The organism is Anaerococcus urinomassiliensis (assembly GCF_900128425.1).
GTDB lineage: Bacteria > Bacillota > Clostridia > Tissierellales > Peptoniphilaceae > Anaerococcus > Anaerococcus urinomassiliensis.
In genome coordinates, this window is record NZ_LT635782.1 from 23,928 (window position 1) to 42,210 (window position 18,283).

The 18,283-nt window shown below is 35.4% G+C and carries 18 protein-coding genes and 1 other annotated feature (1 of these 19 running past the window's edge); of the genes, 14 read left to right on the plus strand and 4 right to left on the minus strand.

All coding sequences use genetic code 11. The annotated features are described in order from the left end of the window. Positions 1-27 precede the first annotated feature (27 nt). From BQ7474_RS01115 to BQ7474_RS01180, 14 genes are all read left to right on the plus strand, one after another. Positions 28-1,953: an acyl-CoA dehydrogenase family protein gene (locus tag BQ7474_RS01115; RefSeq protein ID WP_073997232.1), complete on the plus strand. Its 1,926-nt coding sequence runs from the start codon at positions 28-30 to the stop codon at positions 1,951-1,953. Between the two features lie 6 nt (positions 1,954-1,959). Beyond that, positions 1,960-3,216, plus strand: coding sequence for an FprA family A-type flavoprotein (locus BQ7474_RS01120; RefSeq protein ID WP_073997233.1), 1,257 nt, complete (start codon positions 1,960-1,962; stop codon positions 3,214-3,216). A 109-nt stretch (positions 3,217-3,325) separates the two neighbouring features. After that, complete coding sequence (locus BQ7474_RS01125) at positions 3,326-3,772, plus strand: 8-oxo-dGTP diphosphatase (RefSeq protein WP_073997234.1); 447 nt, start codon at positions 3,326-3,328, stop codon at positions 3,770-3,772. 221 nt (positions 3,773-3,993) lie between these two features. Further along, positions 3,994-4,716 (plus strand): ABC transporter ATP-binding protein, encoded by a 723-nt coding sequence (locus tag BQ7474_RS01130; RefSeq protein WP_073997235.1) that lies wholly within the window; start codon positions 3,994-3,996, stop codon positions 4,714-4,716. Beyond that, the gene (locus BQ7474_RS01135) at positions 4,700-5,755 is read left to right on the plus strand and encodes a COG1361 S-layer family protein (RefSeq protein WP_073997236.1); all 1,056 of its coding nucleotides are present in this window, start codon (positions 4,700-4,702) and stop codon (positions 5,753-5,755) included. Before BQ7474_RS01130 ends, BQ7474_RS01135 begins: the two co-directional genes overlap by 17 nt. Continuing rightward, complete coding sequence (locus tag BQ7474_RS01140; protein ID WP_073997237.1) at positions 5,742-7,127, plus strand: ABC transporter permease; 1,386 nt, start codon at positions 5,742-5,744, stop codon at positions 7,125-7,127. The genes BQ7474_RS01135 and BQ7474_RS01140 overlap by 14 nt, the downstream gene beginning before the upstream one ends. Positions 7,128-7,509: 382 nt before the next feature. Continuing rightward, positions 7,510-8,400, plus strand: coding sequence for a hypothetical protein (locus tag BQ7474_RS01145; RefSeq protein WP_073997238.1), 891 nt, complete (start codon positions 7,510-7,512; stop codon positions 8,398-8,400). A gap of 19 nt (positions 8,401-8,419) precedes the next feature. Then, positions 8,420-9,511: a putative periplasmic lipoprotein gene (locus tag BQ7474_RS01150; protein ID WP_073997239.1), complete on the plus strand. Its 1,092-nt coding sequence runs from the start codon at positions 8,420-8,422 to the stop codon at positions 9,509-9,511. 44 nt (positions 9,512-9,555) lie between these two features. Further along, positions 9,556-10,464 carry a hypothetical protein gene (locus BQ7474_RS01155; protein WP_073997240.1) on the plus strand — a complete coding sequence of 303 codons (909 nt, stop codon included), beginning with the start codon at positions 9,556-9,558 and terminating at the stop codon, positions 10,462-10,464. A 21-nt stretch (positions 10,465-10,485) separates the two neighbouring features. Next, positions 10,486-11,283, plus strand: a complete 798-nt coding sequence (locus BQ7474_RS01160) for a gamma-glutamyl-gamma-aminobutyrate hydrolase family protein (protein ID WP_235821450.1) — start codon at positions 10,486-10,488, stop codon at positions 11,281-11,283. Further along, on the plus strand, positions 11,280-12,521 hold the full coding sequence (pepT, locus tag BQ7474_RS01165) for a peptidase T (RefSeq protein WP_073997241.1): 1,242 nt from the start codon (positions 11,280-11,282) through the stop codon (positions 12,519-12,521). Before BQ7474_RS01160 ends, pepT begins: the two co-directional genes overlap by 4 nt. After that, complete coding sequence (locus BQ7474_RS01170; RefSeq protein ID WP_073997242.1) at positions 12,518-12,985, plus strand: thioredoxin family protein; 468 nt, start codon at positions 12,518-12,520, stop codon at positions 12,983-12,985. Before pepT ends, BQ7474_RS01170 begins: the two co-directional genes overlap by 4 nt. A 139-nt stretch (positions 12,986-13,124) precedes the next feature. Then, the gene (locus tag BQ7474_RS01175) at positions 13,125-13,415 is read left to right on the plus strand and encodes a DUF2089 family protein (RefSeq protein ID WP_073997243.1); all 291 of its coding nucleotides are present in this window, start codon (positions 13,125-13,127) and stop codon (positions 13,413-13,415) included. 1 nt (position 13,416) lies between these two features. Beyond that, positions 13,417-13,749, plus strand: a complete 333-nt coding sequence (locus tag BQ7474_RS01180; protein ID WP_082187855.1) for a hypothetical protein — start codon at positions 13,417-13,419, stop codon at positions 13,747-13,749. 66 nt (positions 13,750-13,815) lie between these two features. Here BQ7474_RS01180 and murJ read toward each other — a convergent pair whose 3' ends face one another. From murJ to BQ7474_RS01200, 4 genes are read right to left on the minus strand one after another with little or no spacing between them, the layout of a single operon-like run. Next, complete coding sequence (gene murJ / locus BQ7474_RS01185; RefSeq protein ID WP_073997244.1) at positions 13,816-15,321, minus strand: murein biosynthesis integral membrane protein MurJ; 1,506 nt, start codon at positions 15,319-15,321, stop codon at positions 13,816-13,818. Continuing rightward, positions 15,318-15,830 (minus strand): hypothetical protein, encoded by a 513-nt coding sequence (locus BQ7474_RS01190; RefSeq protein ID WP_073997245.1) that lies wholly within the window; start codon positions 15,828-15,830, stop codon positions 15,318-15,320. Before BQ7474_RS01190 ends, murJ begins: the two co-directional genes overlap by 4 nt. Before the next feature lie 14 nt (positions 15,831-15,844). Continuing rightward, positions 15,845-16,579 (minus strand): amino acid ABC transporter ATP-binding protein, encoded by a 735-nt coding sequence (locus tag BQ7474_RS01195; RefSeq protein WP_073997246.1) that lies wholly within the window; start codon positions 16,577-16,579, stop codon positions 15,845-15,847. Continuing rightward, on the minus strand, positions 16,560-18,152 hold the full coding sequence (locus BQ7474_RS01200) for an ABC transporter substrate-binding protein/permease (RefSeq protein ID WP_073997247.1): 1,593 nt from the start codon (positions 18,150-18,152) through the stop codon (positions 16,560-16,562). The genes BQ7474_RS01195 and BQ7474_RS01200 overlap by 20 nt, the downstream gene beginning before the upstream one ends. 62 nt (positions 18,153-18,214) lie before the next feature. Further along, positions 18,215-18,283, minus strand: a binding site (T-box leader); it runs 162 nt beyond the window's last position.

Consider the following 18,283-nt stretch of genomic DNA (forward strand, 5'->3'; position numbering starts at 1 on the left):
TAGTAGTGATAAATTAAGGAGGTCTCAATGCTATTTAGAACAACTGATGAGCATGAAGCTTTACGTAAAAAAGTTAGAGCTTTTGCTGAAGAAAAAGTAAAACCAATCGCCTTTGATCTAGATCAAAACAACGAATTTCCTGATGATATTGTAAAAGAAATGGGTGAACTAGGATTTATGGGAATCCCATATCCAAAAGAATACGGCGGCCAAGGCCTTGATGCAATTTCTTATGCTATTACAGTAGAAGAATTATCAAGAGTTGACGGTGGTGTTGGTGTAATTTGTTCTGCACATACTTCACTAGGTACCTGGCCAATATTTGCCTTTGGTACAGAAGAACAAAAGAAAAAATACTTAGTTCCACTTGCTAAAGGAGAAAAACTAGGTGGATTTGGTCTTACAGAAGAAAACGCAGGTTCAGATGCGGGTGGTACAGAAACTACAGCAGAACTTGATGGAGATCATTACATATTAAACGGCAAAAAAATCTTTATAACAAATGCTCCAAAAGCTGACACATATGTTGTATTTGCAGTAACAACACCAGGTATTGGAACCCATGGTATTTCAGCTTTCATCGTAGAAAAAGAATTTGAAGGATTTACCTTCTCTGATCACTATGACAAACTAGGTATCAGATCTTCATCTACAGCAGAGCTTCACTTTGACAATGTAAAAGTTCCAAAAGAAAACTTACTTGGCAAAGAAGGTCAAGGATTTAAGATTGCCATGGCAACTCTTGACGGTGGTAGAATTGGTATAGCATCTCAAGCTCTAGGTATTGGTCAAGGTGCTTATGAATCAGCTCTAGCATACGCAAAAGAACGTGAACAATTTGGTATGCCTATAGCTCACCTACAAAGAAACACCTTTAAACTTGCAGATATGGCAACATACCTACACGGTGCAAGACTTATGATCTATCATGCAGCAGACCTTAAGACTCACCACGAAAGATATTCTGCCGAAGCCGCTATGGCTAAACAAGTTGCAAGTGACCTTGCAATGCAAATAACAACAGAAGCTATCCAACTTTACGGTGGCTCAGGATTTATCAAAGGTGTTGATGTTGAAAGATTCTTCAGAGATGCCAAAATCACACAAATCTATGAAGGTACTAACGAAATCATGAGAGTAGTAGTTGGTGCAAATACGGTTGGTCGTCCTCCCAGAGTTAAAGCAGTTGGCGGAAAATCTAAACAAGGTCCAATCGCAGGAGTTAGAAAGGGCGAAATCTTTGAGGGAGATCCTAAAGAAGCGGTTAAGAATCTAGTAGCAGCTCTTAAAAAAGACGGATATGACTTCACAATTGGTATCGATCCTTGGACACCAGTAACAGAAGCTGAAAGAATAGTAGTAGCTGGTCGTGGTATTGGCGAAAAAGAAAATATGAAGCTAATAGAAGACCTAGCTTACCAAGCAGGTGCAGCTATATCATCATCAAGACCAGTAGCAGAAACACTAAAATACGTTCCACTAGATAGATACGTTGGTATGAGTGGACAAAACTTCAAAAACAACCTTTACATCGGCGTAGGAGTATCAGGTGCTGGCCAACACTTAAAAGGTATCCGTGATGCATCTACAATAGTTGCAATCAACAACAGCAAAAACGCTCCAATCTTTGCAAACGCTGACTACGGTATAGTAGGAGACTTCAAAGAAGTACTACCACTACTAATAGCAGAACTTGACAATGGTGAAGAAAAGAAACCAGCTCCACCAATGAAGAAAGTAAAAAGAAGCAAACCACGCAAGATGGCTCCAAAAGAAGATGTATATGTGGACTTAGGTTCAGGTTATGAATATGACCCTGAAGTTGGAGATCCAACACAAGGCGTAGAGCCAGGAACACCATTTGATAAATTGCCAGATAGCTGGGTATCACCAGTATCAGGTGAAGCTAAAGAAGAATTTATTAAAGTTGAATTCCCAGAAGATAGAAAGTAGGTAAATATGTATACAGTTAGAAAAGTAACAGAAGATTTATACTATGTAGGTGGGGATGATAGAAGACTTGCCCTATTTGAGAATATATTCCCAATTCCTGAAGGTGTATCATATAACTCTTACCTACTAATGGATGAAAAAACAGTTTTAGTAGATGCAGTAGACTGGGCAATCACACGTGAATATATCATAAATGTAAGCCGTGTTCTTGATGGACGTGACCTAGATTATATGATTATCAACCACATGGAACCAGACCACTGTTCATCAATCGAATTGATGCTAGAAAGATATCCAAACCTTAAAATCATTTCCTCAGAAAAAGGGGTAATGTTCATGAGACAATTTGGTTATCACGTAGATGATAGATACATCGAAGTAAAAGAAGGCGATACCATGAACTTTGGTAAACATACCCTAGCTTTCGTAGAAGCACCAATGGTTCACTGGCCAGAAGTTCTAATGACCTATGATACAACAAATGGCGTATTATTCTCAGCAGATGCCTTCGGATCATTTATAGCAAACAATGGTAGACTTTTTGCAGACGAAGTTGATTGGGATCGTGATTACCTAGACGAAGCAAGACGTTATTATACAAATATCGTAGGAAAATACGGTACCTTTGTACAAAAAGCTTTGGAAAAAGCAGGAACATTAGACATCAAATACATCTGTCCACTACACGGATTGGTATGGAGAGATAACTTTGGTTACATCCTTGACAAATACACCCACTGGGCAACATATGAACCAGAAAACGAAGGTGTACTAATAGTATATGCATCAATGTATGGCAACACAGAATACGCTGCTCAAGCACTAGCAAGCAAACTTTGTGAAGCAGGCATAACAAATATTAGCTTAAGAGATGTATCAAGCACACACGTATCAACTCTTATAGCAGAAGCATTTAAATATACTAACATAGTTTTAGCATCTGTAACCTATAACCTTGGAGTATATCCTCCAATGCAAAACTTCATAGAAGATATGAAGGCTCTAAACGTACAAAATAGAGCAGTTTCTATCATAGGAAACGGATCTTGGGCACCACAAGCTGCAGAAAAAATGGAAAAATACCTAGATGAAGAAATGAGATTGATGGACGTTCTACCAGAACAACTAGAAATCGTAAGTTCACTAAAACGTATGAAAGAACCAGATATGGATGCCATAGTTGAAGGAATCCAAGAATCTATGAAAAAACGTAGAGAAGAAAAAGAAAAATCTGCTTCTCAAAACAAAGGCAAGAAAAAATAAAATTCATAAAAGGCTGGCGATAAAGCCAGCTTTTTTATGTTTATAACTAGTAAAAATCATAAATTCCAATAAAGTACTTATGTATGATTAATAATTTAGAGGAATTTATATGAAAACTAGACTAATGAATATGATAAAAATTGTAAACCCTAAGACAAATGAAGTTGTCATCTTGGATAAGGTGAAAAAAGAAGGCTGGGAAGGGCTGACTTTTCCTGGTGGCAAGGTAGAAGCTAGTGAATCATTTTATGATTCTGCCATAAGAGAAGCCAAGGAAGAGACGGGCCTAGATATTTTTGATTTGAAATTCTGTGGATTTATAACTTGGATTTCCGATGACTACAAGGATGTGGGTCTGCTTTATGAGACAAGTAAGTATAGTGGAAAGCTTATCAGAGACAATCGTGAGGGAACTCTTTCTTGGGTGGATTTTGAGGACTTCAAGAAAATGGACGGAATGAGCCTTTCTTTGGATAAGATTTTAAAGATCTATGATGGGACCTATCAAGAGATAATCTGGGATATAAGAGATGATAATGTTACATATATAAATTAAGTAATTTGAACTTCTAACCTATGAGATTAAATATCTTGTAGGTTATTTTAATATATGTTTCTTTAACCATGATGTAAATGAATATGAATATTATTTATATAAATAATTGTCAACTATCTTTTGAAATGATATAATAATTCAAACAGAGTGTGTGTCTAATAGTATGACACTATTTTGTAATATATTTTACATTTTGAAAAAAGTAAAAATTGGAGTTAATGATGTCGCTAATTGAAGTAAGATCTTTAAAAAAATACTATAAGATTGGAAATAATATCATTAAAGCTTTGGATGGCATAGACTTAGACATTGAAAAAGGTGAATTTATAGCCTTGCTTGGGACATCTGGTTCTGGTAAGTCAACTCTTTTAAATATGCTGGCTGGTCTTGAGTATCCGACCAAGGGTTCCATCAAGTATGGGAATATTATTTTAAATGAACTAAAGGAAACTGACATAACCAAGTTTAGGAATCTAAATATTGGCTTTGTTTTCCAATCTTACAATCTATTGCCCTACCTAACGGCCTGGGAGAATGTATCCCTGCCTTTAACCTTTAAGGGAATCGGAGTAGAAGAGAGGAAAAAAGAAGCCTACAAGATTTTAAAACAAGTCGGCCTTGAAGATAGGATGAACAACAAGCCAAATGAGCTTTCTGGTGGTCAACAGCAAAGAGTTTCTATAGCCCGTGCCTTTGTTGGGACACCAAAGATTATCTTTGCAGATGAACCAACTGGAAACCTAGACACAAAGACTAGCTTTGAAGTAATGCAGCTTATAAAGGATATTACTAAGAAAAACAAGCAAACCTTCATTATGGTAACTCACGATGACGAGATGACAGAATTTGCTGATAGAACTTTATTTATGAGAGATGGAAAGATAGAAAATATACATAAAAATTTAACTATTGATGAGGTATTAGAAAATGACGACATATTATGATGAAATAAATGGCAATGATTCTTCAAATAGCAAGGCTTCAGGAGATGATACTACAAACCAAGTACAAATGAAAAACCAGCCAAAGCTTATAATTTCAAACTATAGCCTAAATCCACAAACAGTTGAGGCTGGTGACTCATTTAACCTTGGCTTTACCTTGTATAATACAAATGCCAAAAATACTATTTATAACCTAAAGGTAACTATAGAGTCACAACTCCAATCCCAACCGCAAGCAAGTGGAGATAACAATGCCCTTGTAAGCGATGGATCAGTCTTTAGCCCTGTTGACCAATCAAATTCCTTTTATCTAGCAGCCCTTTACCCATGGAATACTTCCAATAAGTATATCACCATGAATGTAAATCCAAATGCCGCTGCAGGTAACTATGTGATTGGCCTAACTTTGGAATACGAAGACTACTGGGGCAACCAATACACCACCAAGGAGTCTATAGGTATACCTGTTGTCCAAAGGGCAAATGTAACCATTGGTGATGTAAAGCACGAAGATTTAATAGTTGGTCAGCAAACTCAAGTGTCTGTCAACATCTATAATACTGGTAAGGACAATCTAAATACTTTTATGTGTGATGTCATAGGCAAGGGCTTCACAATAGATAATGATAGGAGATTTATAGGTAATTTTAATACAGGAACAACAGAAACTTTCACCTTTAATATAACCCCAGAAAGAGAGGGAGATGTAGAGGGGAAAATTCTACTAACCTACGAAGACTCAGCAGGCAATGTCCACACACAAACACAAAACTTCAATTCTAATGTAACTTCTATGGATATGGGAGGCATGGATGGCATGGAAGGTGGTATGATTCAAGATCCAGAAACTGGTGAAATGATACAAACTGATGGCGGCATGGGAGAAGATCCTAGCCAAAACGCAGGTGGAGGCTTGTTTTCATCTCCATTCTTGTGGGTTGGACTAGCAATAATCGTAGCCCTTGTAGTTGTCTTACTAAGAAAAAGATCAAAAAATAAAAAAGATAAGGAGCTAATAATAGAAGATGAAGATATCTGATAGATTTATAATGGCCCTAAGAAACCTTTGGCGTCGTAAATCTAGGACTATTCTTACCATCTTATCAGTTGTTATAGGCTCAACCTCTATTATCCTAATGCTTGCCTTTGCTGAAGGCATCAGCAGTTCACAAAAAGAGATGATCGAATCCTTCCAAGGCCTTACCACCATAGATGTTATGGACGGGTCGGGAGAAGGTAACCTCAAGATAAATGATAAGGTGCTAAACGATTTAAAAAGAGTAAGTCATGTAAAGGCAGTGGTGCCTAGCAAGAACGTATATGTCCAAATAAAGATGTCTGACACTGAGGATTATGAAATTGATGGGTCAATAAATGTTATTCCTGACAATGTGTTTTCACTCATAGATAAGGATATGATGGATTTTGGAAATCCACCAAATGCCAAAGACGATAATAAAATTCTTCTAGGACAAAATACCCAAGCTACCAAACAAATAGCAGAAGGTGGCAATAATTTTTATATGGAGCCTGTTGAAGACTTTGACTTTAATGCCCACCAGTACTTCATCCGCTTAGGCTATGTCTTTGAAGAAGAGGACGATGGAGTCAATTTTGGCAATGAAAACCCTCAAAATGGACCTGAAGAAAAAGAAGAGCAAAAACCAGAATATACAGATGTACCGATAGAAATAGCAGGCAAACTAAACAAAAACTCATTTTTATCTGGCTGGGGGTCCTATATATCGGAAGCAACCTTCAAAATGCTAAAAAAAGAAGATGATAAGATAATGTCTCCAACTTTAAACCAATCATTTGATGAAAAAGGAAATCCAATCCCTGAAACAAGTGACGAAATAACTTATGACAATTTGCAAGTAATAGTAGATGATGTCAAAAATGTAGAAGCAGTCGAACAAGAAATCAGACAACTAGGCTACCAAACCCATTCTATGGCCGAGACTAATGAAGAAATCCAAAATCAAACAAGGACTATCATGCTTATCCTTGGAGGTATTGGATCTATCGCCTTTATAGTATCAGCCATAGGTATCATAAACACCATGCTTATGAGCATTTATGAGAGACAGAAGGAAATTGGGGTAATGAAAGTAATAGGAGCCTCAGTTAGAGATGTGGAGACTATGTTTCTAATAGAATCAGGTTTTATAGGATTTTTTGGAGGCATACTTGGTCTTTTCATTTCATTGCTCGTTGCTAAGCTATTAAATAGCACTCTGGGAGGAGATCCCAACTCAATGTTTGGCACTAGCGGAAATATAATAATTATTCCAGTCTGGCTAGCCTTAGTTGGAGTAGGATTTTCAGCCCTAGTAGGTGTATTAGCAGGATATCTACCAGCAAGACGAGCTACAAAACTTTCTGCTATAGAGGCTCTAAGAGCTAATTAAGGAGAAGATAATGAAAAAATATTTACCAATAGCAGCCCTATCTATTGCCCTTATGGGATGTGCCAATTCCAATGCGCCAGCGGGCGAGGATATTAAGGATAATCAAATCGAATAAGAGAATAAAGAAGATCAAAAGAAAGTCATAGAAGTATCAAAACCAGAGAAAAGTGAAGAGGAGTCTGAGGATAAAATTTCTGAAGAAAATAAATCAGAAGATACAGACAAAAGCAAAAAAGTTGACAAAGATATCAATGATAAAGAAGAAGACCGTGAAGAAAAAGTAGAGGAAAAGGAAGAAAAGAAAGAAGAAAAACCTAGCGAAGAAAAAGAAGATAAAGAAGTAAGCGAAGAGAAGAAAGAAAGCAAAGTTAGCGCTGATGATTTGTTCTTCTTACCTTATGGACCAATTGCAAGTATTAATGAAAATGGAGACCTTGTCGATGAAAATGGCAAAGAGCTTCTACCTAACCAACCTTCCAACCAATATGAATATGTAAAATATACAAACAATGTCTTCGTAAAAATGAAAAATGACCTATATGGGACAGTATCAATTGTTAGAATGAATGACAAAGATGTATCAACTTTATACGAGTTTCCTGAAGGAGAAGAATTTACTTCACTAGGCATGATTGGAGATAGGATATATGGTTTCCACTCTTATAAATCTAAATCTGACATCAATGGAACTCCAAGCTTAAAAACTGACAAAATAGCCATAGGCTATGTAGATCTTTCTAGTGGAGAAGTCCATGATTATGAGGATACAATAGATGTTCAGACTGGTGAAGCAGTTGTAATTGATGGACAGTTGCAGTTTACAAAACCTGGTGACAATGCAAAAGAAAATGTATATAACTATGACCTATACAAACTTGATCTATCAAAGGGCCTAGACCAAAAGGCAGAACTTGTAGAAAAGGACTTTGACCTACAATATTTATTTGGGCAAAAAAGATTTGTAGATGGCAAGCCAGTCTGGAAGATACTAAGGGCAGATAACGACAACATCTATGCCAATGACCAAAAATTCCCATTCTTGTGGGCAGAAGCAGGCCATCAAGAGATCATAGGAAATAATATATTTTATTTCCAAGTAGATGCCAAAGGTGAGGGCGAAACTGATAGATTATCAACAAATCTAAAGGTTATAAACCTTACAAGTGGTGAAACTGTACTGGAAGATACTGTTCGTGGTATAAAAATTGCTGATGGCAAATTATACTATATAACAAAGGACAATGAAGTTAAATCAATTGAAATAGAGCTTTAATGGAATGCTGGAGCTTTTTATGAAAAAGATCTTATCCATGCTAGCACTAGCAGTACTTTTAGCATCTTGTGCTAGCAATGGAAAAAGTTCAGAAAATATAAAAGAGAAAGAAAGTGTAGAAACTGAAATTAAGGATTCATCAAATCTTAGTGAGGACAAAAAAGACCCTGATACAGAAAAAATTGATGATAAACAAGTAAGTATAGAAGATAAGCCTAGTTTAGATATGGATGAGGATGTCAAAGTAGACAAGGACAGTGTTTTCTATATTCCTCACCTATACTTGGTACAATTTGATCGAAATGATAATTTAGTAGACCTAGACGGGAATACAAAATTTGAAAATGGATCCATGCTTTATGGACAAGTTCCTGGTACAAATAGCCTATTTATTGGAAGGTCATATGATAGAAACGAATATGGAATATATAATCTAGTTGGCAAAAATTTAAATCTTTTATATAGGTTTGCAAAAAACGAAGAGTTTTATCCAGTTGGTATGATTGGCAATAAGATTTACGGATATCATTATATAAGCATATTGGATGAAAATGGTAATTTAGCAGATAGAAAAAGAACCATTGGATATTTTGATATAGAAGAAAGGCTCATAAAAGACTATTACGGAAAGCATTCCCATAGTATTACATCTGTTGCAAGCAATAGCGACAAAGTCTATTTTGTAAACAATGAAAGTGGTAAAAATTGTCTATATTCTTTTTCGCCCGAATCTGACCTATCAGATGATCCAGAAATAGTAGAAAAAGATTTCGATTCTTACGATGTCTATGCGACAAGCTTTATAAAAGATGAGCAAGTAATCAATGATTACTTTAAATCCGAAGAAGATGGCATACACATAGGAGATCAGAGATGGAAAGTGCCTGTTAATTCGGAAGGCTTTGTTCAAATAAATGGCAGATATATTTTCTATTACACAAAATCTACTAGGGAGAATCCAAGTGACTATGAGCAAAATTTGAAAATTTATGATGCTTACAGTGGAGATTTAGTATTCGATGAAAATATAATGGGCCAAAAGTGTACGCAAAATACCTTCTACTATATAGACGAAAATAAGGATTTAAAGGAATTTGAAATCGATTTCTAGCCAAGAAATCAGAACTTTTGACAAATCCGTGTTATAATTGAAGTATGAAAAATATTAGAATATGGCTAATTTTAGCAGTTTTACTTTTTACAGGTTGTTCATCTAATAATAACGACTCGCTAAGTAAAAAGCACTTGGATGTCAACAAAGAAGAGATTTATTATAATCCAATTGAGAAAAAATTGCTAAAATTTAACCCAAATGGAAATACAAAAGAAATAATAAATTCTGGAGAAAATTCCCTTGCCTATGATATATACGGTGCAGGATCTATGTTTGTTATAGGAGATTATGATCTTCACCAATATAAGCTTGTCGACGTAGAAAAGACAGAGATAAAGACTATTTTTGACTTTGATAGTGGACAAGAGATCATACCTATAGGACTAATGGATGGCAACCTATATTTCATCAATAAGTTTTATGAAAATGATGAGGAAAATAGAGATAAGACTACTATAAGTGTCCTAAGTCTAAGCGATTTTACTGTGACCCAAATTGAAAATATCCATGGCGATATCAAAGATGGCATAGTAAGTCCAAATAATATCTTCTATACTACTTATAAGGCGAGCGAAAATTACTACGAACTTTACAAAAGATCTATAGAGTCTGGCAAAAAAGGAGATAGTCCAGAGCTTATATCAGTAGGCTACGAAACAGCAGACCTCTACCTATCCAAGGATTTATATAGGGAAAAGGAGATAATAAGCCTATACGCGTCAGATAAGGATAGGATATATTCTCAAAAGGAATCCCGGGATAAGCATGAGGCCAATTATTTCACACCATCTACAGTAATTGGCATAGACAAGGATGGAGAAGATATGGCTATAAGCTTCATGGATAAGAGAACGAGAACTGTTTTTACAAAAGTAGACAATGCCTATGGCATAAGATTTGAGGGAGATACAATAGTTATTGCAACTGATACAGGGGCAAGCAAGTACTAGAAGATAAAGAGGATAAGTAAATTGAAGGAAAGAAATGCCAATAAAAAGATTAAGAAAAAATCGCCTTTGAGATTTTTTAAGCCAGCCCTACTTTTAATTGCTGGAATATTAGCAATCATTATAATAAGGGATAGATTTTTCCCACAAAAGACTGTTGCCATAGTTCACAACAATCAAAATACAACTAATATTGAATATGTTTTAACTGACAAGAAAGTTGGGATATATAATGTCGACACCAGTCAATTTAGATTAGAAGATGTAGAAAGAATGATTGACGAAGCTGATGGAGTAATATTTGCTGGGGGAAATGACTTTGACCCATCACTTTATGGGGGAGAGCCTGACCTGGTGGAAGATTATTCTAGGGAAGATGACGAGAAAAGTCTTGGTATATTTACCTATGCCATAGAAAAAAATAAGCCAATACTTGGAATTTGTAGGGGCATGCAGCTTATGAATATCTACTATGGCGGTTCCCTTTATGATGATATAAAAACTCAATATTCTACAGAGATTATCCATAGAGGAGAAGGTAAAACCTTTGCCTACCACAGTGTAAATATAAGAGATGGTTCTTACCTCAAAGAAATTATTGGTGAAAATCAAATAGAAGTCAATTCCTTCCACCATGAGGGGATAAGAAAGCTGGCTGATGGTTTAGATGTATCGGCAGAAAGCCCAGATGGGCTTATAGAAGCCATAGAAAATCCCTACTATCCATATATGATAGGAGTCCAATGGCACCCAGAAGCAAGCTATAGTGACGATGAATACAGCAAAAGAATATTTGATGACTTTATAAGGAAATTAAAATGAAGGCAGCTATCATAAAAGAAAAACTACAAGAAAACTTTCTATCATATCTGGCTATCCCTAGCCAATCTAATGAAAAAAATCCCAATGTCCCATCATCTGTGGGACAACTTTTATTGGCACAAAAATTAGAAAAAGACCTAAAAGATTTGGACCTGGTTGACATAGCTATCAATGAATTTGGAGTCTTGCAAGCAAAACTTCCAGCAAATACTGATAACAGAGTCCCAAATATTGGCTGGGTATGCCATCTTGATATAGTCAATGTAGGCCTAAGAGATAAGATCAATCCACAAGTAATCAAAAATTATGATGGCAAGGATATCATTTTAAATGAAAAGGAAAATATAGTATTTTCCACCAAAGAAAACCCAGAAATCTTAACCTATATTGGTGATGACATAATTCTTACAGATGGGAATTCAGTCCTAGGAGCAGATAATAAGGCAGCTATTGCCAATGTCATGACGGCTTTATGGTATCTAAAAGAAAATAAGGACATTAACCACGGCAATATTTACATAGCCTTCGTCCCAGATGAGGAAATTGGCCTTAGGGGAGTAAGGAAGATCGACTTTAATAAATTTGATGTTGACTTTGCTTATACCATAGACTGTTGTGAACTAGGAGAGCTTGTATATGAAACTTTCAATGCAGCAAGTGGAGTCATAAAGATAAAGGGAGTAAGCGCCCACCCAATGTCAGCCAAGGGAGTTTTGGTCAATCCAATAATGATTGCCCACGACTTTATATCTATGCTAGATAGGGCGAAAATGCCAGAAAACACCGAAAATAGAGAAGGATATGTCTGGATAACCGATATCAAATCAGACGTACTAAATTGTAGGATAGATTTCAATATAAGAAACCACGATAAGGTAAAATTTGAAGAATCCAAAGCCTATCTATTTGATGCAATAGAAATCTTAAAAAAACGATACAAGTTAGCCGAAATTGCAATCGACATAGAAGATACTTACGCAAATATCATAGATAGTGTCGATGAAAACAATAAAATCGCTATAGACAAGCTAAAAGAAATTTACCAAAAATTGGACATAGAGGCAAAAATCATAGCGATGAGGGGTGGGACGGATGGATCATACCTATCAACTAAGGGAATACTCACCCCAAACTACTTCACAGGTGCCCACAACTTCCACTCCAACAAGGAGTTTTTGCCAATGGATAGTTTTTATAAGTCTTTTAAAGTAACTGTAGAACTAATGAGGGGCATATGAATAAGAGAAATATAATCTTGACAATAGTGATTGCACTATTTGTAGCCTTTGGCATATATAGTCAAAAAAGCCAAAATATAGAGGATGAGCTAGAAGAAATCAGCAATAGCCCATATGATGTTTCTCAATTTGATGAGATAACAGACCAAGAGTTTTTAAATGATGGCAATGGATTAACCGGTTTTGTTTACATAGGACGTGAAGATTGCATAGGTTGCAAGGTATTAGCACAAGGACTAACACAAATATCAAAAGAAAATGACATCAAAATTAGCTACTTTGATACAAAGAAATACAGAGATTCAAAATCTTATAAAGAAATCGTAGACAAATATCAAATAGAACAAGTCCCAGACTTCTTACTAGTAAAAAAAGATGGAACTTATGAAAAATTTGGTCAAGAAAATATTGAAAACGAAGAAAAATTCGAAGATTGGATTATTGAAAATAAGGACAGCCTATAGAGATGAATTTTGATTTACTCAGTCACCGTAAAATGTGGCTGAGTTTTTTTACTTGTCTTATAAAATAAATAAAGGTTATCTTAACTATTGACTTTAATAATATTAAAGAGTATACTTAATATAATTAAAGGAGGAGCTTATGGATATACTTCCTGAGTGGATGGCTGAGCTTAGTGATGAGGATATTTCTTTTATTAAAAATTTTATCCTAGCTTCAGGATCACTAAAAGAAGTTGCAAAGATTTACGACGTGACCTATCCTACTGTAAGGCTTAGGCTAGATAGACTGATTCAAAAGATAGAGATTAATGAAGAAAAGGGCAAAGATCCTTATATTCTCACCATAAAAAGACTAGCTTTAGATGAGAAAATCGATTTTGATACGGCTAAAATTTTGATTAACGAATACAAAAAGACAAAGGAGAGTTAGGATGAAAATATCTATGAATAATACAATAATAGCACTTATTTTATTTTTACTTATATGTGCTGCAATAATATATTTACAAGTTTATCTTTGTAAAAAGGAAAGTAAGTATTTAGGTTTAATCCTTCCAGTGATTTCTTTAATCTTCGCCTTGATGAATGTTGCAGCGGTCCAAGCTTTTGATTCTTTTAGCCAAGTAGAAAATTATGTAGGACTATTTGTAGCGTTTTTGGCTGCTAACATCCCAACTATAATATTAGTTTTTATTTATTTGGGTATCAGAGAAAAGAAGAATATGAAAAAAGAACTTGATAAGATGAATATCAAAGATTTATAAAAACAAAGCTTGAGAATTAACTTGACTCCTCAATCCGTATTCCGGATCTTGGGGCTAAGATCATAATTACTCAAGCTTTTTCTTTTTCTTCTTGAAGGCTGCTAGTATTTGGTCGAATTCGTCGACTTTTAGCATATATACTAGTCCCACGTATATTAGACCTGCAAGGGCAATGGTTACTAGTAGCCATAGGTTTGATGGTCTAAGGGTAAAGAAGAATTTTGTAAATACTCCCATAACTGCTCCAGCTAGTAGAATCTTAATTATATTTTTTAAGATATAAGGATAATCTAGCTTACCATAATATTTATAATAGGCTATTAATGCCATTAAAACTGCTGCAAATTGGCTAAATGTTGTAGCAAGGGCAAGGCCAACTAAACCGTAGGCTCTAGATAATACAAAGTCTAAAACAATGTTTATCGCTAACTGTATAAAAGCAATTATTGTTGGGATTTTTGTGTTTTGATGGCTAAAAAATGATAGGTAGAGCAAGTCTGCTAAGGCTGGACCTATAAGGTAGAGGCTATAGTAAAAGAGTACATGACTAGTTGCAAGCATATCTTGGTAGGTGAATTCGCCCCTGTAGTATACAAAGGTAATTATAGGTTCTGATAAAACCATAAGGCCTATAATAGATGGGATAAATAGGATCATTATCTTAACCAAGCTTCGTCCTGTCAAATCTTTCATTCCCTCGATGTCTCCATTTGCAACTAGCTTTCCTATGATTGGATAAGCTGTGATTTGGAAGGGAATAATGAAGGTTGAACTTACTATTCTTAGAATCTTTAGGGCATAGTTTACTATTGAAACTCCTCCATTTGGAGCAACTATAGATGCAAATGATTGGTCTACAATGGTTGATATGTAGACGGCTGCCATGGTAAAGGTTGTTGGCAAAGATAGGATTATTAGTTTTTTGACATTAGAATCAAGGCTAAAGCTAATTTTTTCTCTTCTAAAGCCAGCTTTTTTTGTAGCTTTTGGAAACATTGCATATTGTAGGAAGTATGCTAGAAATATTCCAACTGCCATAATGATGACATTGCCCTTTGAAACCATGATGGTCAGTCCTAGCAATATATTCATAATTACTAGGGGCAAGGCTGGAGTCAAAAAGTCTCCCTTAACTTGCAAATATGCAGAAAATATCGCTGCGTAGACATTGGGATAAATGGTAAGGATGACAGCTCTCATAAATAGAGAAGCTATTTTTAGTTTATCGCCACTATAGCCTGCTGCGAAAAGTTTCACTATAAATGGAGCAAACAAAAGTCCTAATATCATCATCAGGGTAGTTAGGAACAGCATAAAATCAAGAAGCCTATTGGTAAAGTGGTCTCCAGACTTTTCGTTGCCATTTTTTACAACCTCGTTATAAGTGGGGATATAGGTCTTGGATAAGGCATAGGTTATTACTGAAAAGATCAAGGTTGCAGCTGTTGTTGATGTGTTGAAAGCATCAGTAATATCGCCAGTACCATAGGTAAAAGAAAAAATCATCTCACGAACAAATGAGAAGATTTTTCCAACCAAGTTTAATATCATTAAAAGTAATGTGTTATTCATGATTTTTTGTGTGCGTATCCTAAGAGAAAGTTGTCTATGGATTCTATTTCCAAGGTTACAAGGTCTGTTATAGGAATTTCAAATTGGTCAAAGATTTTCGCATTTGTCTGATTTAGTGCATCGATAACAACTTTTTCATCATCGTAAGATTTTACAAAGCCTGTTATAGAATCAAAATAATCGAAGCTTGTTGAAAGGGTGACTATTTTGTGGTTGTCTTTGGCGTATTTGATCAAATCTATGAAGTCAGGTTTTGACTTATAGATTTCATTGTCGCTATCACCTATAGAAATATTGCCCCAAAAGTCCATATATTTTTCGATCTTTTTAAGATAGTCTGTATTTGTTTCGATTCCATCAATCATCCTAGTATCAAATAATAGGTAGCCATCAAGCTTGCCTTGGTCATCCACAAGGTGGGTCAATAGTCTATTATTTTCTTGATAGATTATATAGCCAACGGCAAATGAGTCTTCGCTGGTGGAATATATTTCTACTAAGTCTGTCATATTTTCTCCTCTTATTAATTATTTAAAAACCTAGATAAGAATTCTTTAGTTCTATCGTGGGTTGGATTTGTGAAAATGTCATTTGGTATTCCATCTTCTAAGATTATACCTTTATCCATAAATAATACCCTAGTAGAAACATCTCTTGCAAAGTCCATCTCATGGGTTACTACAATCATTGTAATCCCACTTTTGGCAAGCTTTGTCATAACTTCAAGTACTTCACCTACCATCTCTGGGTCAAGGGCACTGGTTGGCTCATCAAACAATAGAACCTTTGGATTTATGCAAAGGGCACGAGCTATAGCAACCCTCTGTTTTTGCCCACCGGATAACTGACTTGCCTTAGAATCTTTAAATCTATCCATTCCAACATCGGTTAAATATTTCATAGCGAGATCTTGAGCATCTTTTTTTGACCTTTTCAAAACTTTTTCTTGGCCTAAGGTACAATTTTCCAAAACATTTTTATTTTCAAAAAGATTAAAGTTTTGAAAAACCATACCTACTTCAGACCTGTAGTGTCTCTCATCAAAGTGCTCATCTAAGATATTTATATCCATATAGTAAATCTCGCCACTAGTAGGCCTTTCTAGTAAGTTTAAACATCTTAACAAGGTTGACTTACCAGAACCGGAAGATCCTATGATGGAGACTACTTCGTTTTTATTAACTTCAAAATTTATATCTTTTAGGACTAGGTTTTCTCCAAACTTTTTTTCCAAATTATTAACCTTTAATATTGGCATTTTTAACTCCTGTGGTTGCTTCGTGGATGTATTCTCTTCCGTTCATTTTTCTTTCCAAGTGATTGATTATTCTAGTAATAACAAAGGTTAGTACAAAATATATTATTGCAGTAATCAAATATGTTGGGAAATACTGGTAAGTTGATCCTGCTACAGACTTAGACATAAAGAATAATTCTGTTACAGATATTACATTTAGTACTGATGTATCCTTGATATTGATTACAAACTCATTGCCCAAAGATGGCAAGATATTCTTTACTGCCTGTGGCAAAACAACATTGGTCATGGTTTGAAAATGTGTCATACCTATGGCCTTACAAGCCTCAAATTGGCCCTTATCTATTGAATTGATGCCGCCTCTTACTACCTCTGACATGTATGCTCCTGTGTTGATGGAAACTATGAGGATTGCTGCAAACATTGTTGATAGGTCAATATCGAAATATTGTTTTAACCCATAAAATATTATTACAGCTTGGACCATCATAGGTGTGCCACGGAATATTTCTACATAAGCTGATAAGATAAAGTTTATTATCTTATGAAGGATATAAGAAAATTTGTTTTTGCTTTTGTTAATCTCAATTTTTCTAATAACTGCAACTAAAAGTCCTATCAAAAATCCTAGTATTGTAGATAGGATAGCAATAAATAAGGTGTTTACTATACCTCTAAGAAATAGGGAAGAGTACTTTTGCCAGATTTGTGACATTTCGTCAAAGAAAGTAGGATTTTCTTCACTAGTTTCATTTGCAGTAGTTAGTAGGACCATCTCCTTCATCAATTCTTCTCTTTGGTCGGTAGAAATATTTTCCAAGGCTTGGTTAAGCTTTGGGGTAAGGTCAGAATTTTTCTTAACACCTATAGAAATTGATGTAAGTGATGAGTCAACCCTAAAGCCTTGATCCTCGTCAAATTGGGCAAATATAAGGTCTTTATTTGCAGTCATAGCACTTTCAGCACCTGGTTTATCAGAAACATAGCCGTCTATAGTGCCTGCCTTGGTTGCTGCAATCATAGTTGGAAATGAATCAAGGGCCTGTTCCTTTTTTATATCTGGCATTTGATCTAGAAGGTCATAGTGATATGTGCCCAATTGGCCAGTAAGTTTAGCATCTTTAAAATCCTTTATAGACTTGGCATCCTTATATTTAGAATCTTCCTTTAAGATCACTCCAACTACAGCATCATAATATGAGTCGGTAAAATCAATTTGCTGTCTTCTCTCTTCTGTTGGACTCATACCAGCGATTATGACGTCTATCTTTCCACTGGTTAGGGCTGGGATTAGACCATCCCAATCAATCTTATAAACCTCCAAGTCCATATCAAGATTTTGGACAACCTCTTTTGCTATGGCTATGTCATAACCATTGGCGTATTCACCTGAGGAGTTTTTTAAAGGAACTCCTCCATTACTATCGTCTACTTCTGAGAAGTTATATGGAGCGTAGTTGACTTCCATACCAACTCTTAGGACCTTTTTTTCATTTGAACTTGCAAAACTTGTACTAGCAAAAGCTAGGATAGTGATTAGCAAGGTCAAAATAAATTTTCTTACTTTTTTCATAATTTCTCTCCTAATCTTTCTGGGCTAAAAAAGTGTAAAAAAATACACGCGCTCATATCATCCCTTGGGACGATTGTGCCGTGTTACCACCCAAATTTATGTACACCTCACGATATACACCTCATCAAGTA

Coding starts and splice junctions, on each gene's coding strand:
- BQ7474_RS01115 (WP_073997232.1), top strand. CDS start 28: ATGCTATTTAGAACAACTGATGAGCATGAAGCTTTACGTAAAAAAGTT.
- BQ7474_RS01120 (WP_073997233.1), top strand. CDS start 1,960: ATGTATACAGTTAGAAAAGTAACAGAAGATTTATACTATGTAGGTGGG.
- BQ7474_RS01125 (WP_073997234.1), top strand. CDS start 3,326: ATGAAAACTAGACTAATGAATATGATAAAAATTGTAAACCCTAAGACA.
- BQ7474_RS01130 (WP_073997235.1), top strand. CDS start 3,994: ATGTCGCTAATTGAAGTAAGATCTTTAAAAAAATACTATAAGATTGGA.
- BQ7474_RS01135 (WP_073997236.1), top strand. CDS start 4,700: ATGACGACATATTATGATGAAATAAATGGCAATGATTCTTCAAATAGC.
- BQ7474_RS01140 (WP_073997237.1), top strand. CDS start 5,742: ATGAAGATATCTGATAGATTTATAATGGCCCTAAGAAACCTTTGGCGT.
- BQ7474_RS01150 (WP_073997239.1), top strand. CDS start 8,420: ATGAAAAAGATCTTATCCATGCTAGCACTAGCAGTACTTTTAGCATCT.
- BQ7474_RS01155 (WP_073997240.1), top strand. CDS start 9,556: ATGAAAAATATTAGAATATGGCTAATTTTAGCAGTTTTACTTTTTACA.
- pepT (WP_073997241.1), top strand. CDS start 11,280: ATGAAGGCAGCTATCATAAAAGAAAAACTACAAGAAAACTTTCTATCA.
- BQ7474_RS01170 (WP_073997242.1), top strand. CDS start 12,518: ATGAATAAGAGAAATATAATCTTGACAATAGTGATTGCACTATTTGTA.
- BQ7474_RS01175 (WP_073997243.1), top strand. CDS start 13,125: ATGGATATACTTCCTGAGTGGATGGCTGAGCTTAGTGATGAGGATATT.
- BQ7474_RS01180 (WP_082187855.1), top strand. CDS start 13,417: ATGAAAATATCTATGAATAATACAATAATAGCACTTATTTTATTTTTA.
- murJ (WP_073997244.1), bottom strand. CDS start 15,321: ATGAATAACACATTACTTTTAATGATATTAAACTTGGTTGGAAAAATC.
- BQ7474_RS01190 (WP_073997245.1), bottom strand. CDS start 15,830: ATGACAGACTTAGTAGAAATATATTCCACCAGCGAAGACTCATTTGCC.
- BQ7474_RS01195 (WP_073997246.1), bottom strand. CDS start 16,579: ATGCCAATATTAAAGGTTAATAATTTGGAAAAAAAGTTTGGAGAAAAC.
- BQ7474_RS01200 (WP_073997247.1), bottom strand. CDS start 18,152: ATGAAAAAAGTAAGAAAATTTATTTTGACCTTGCTAATCACTATCCTA.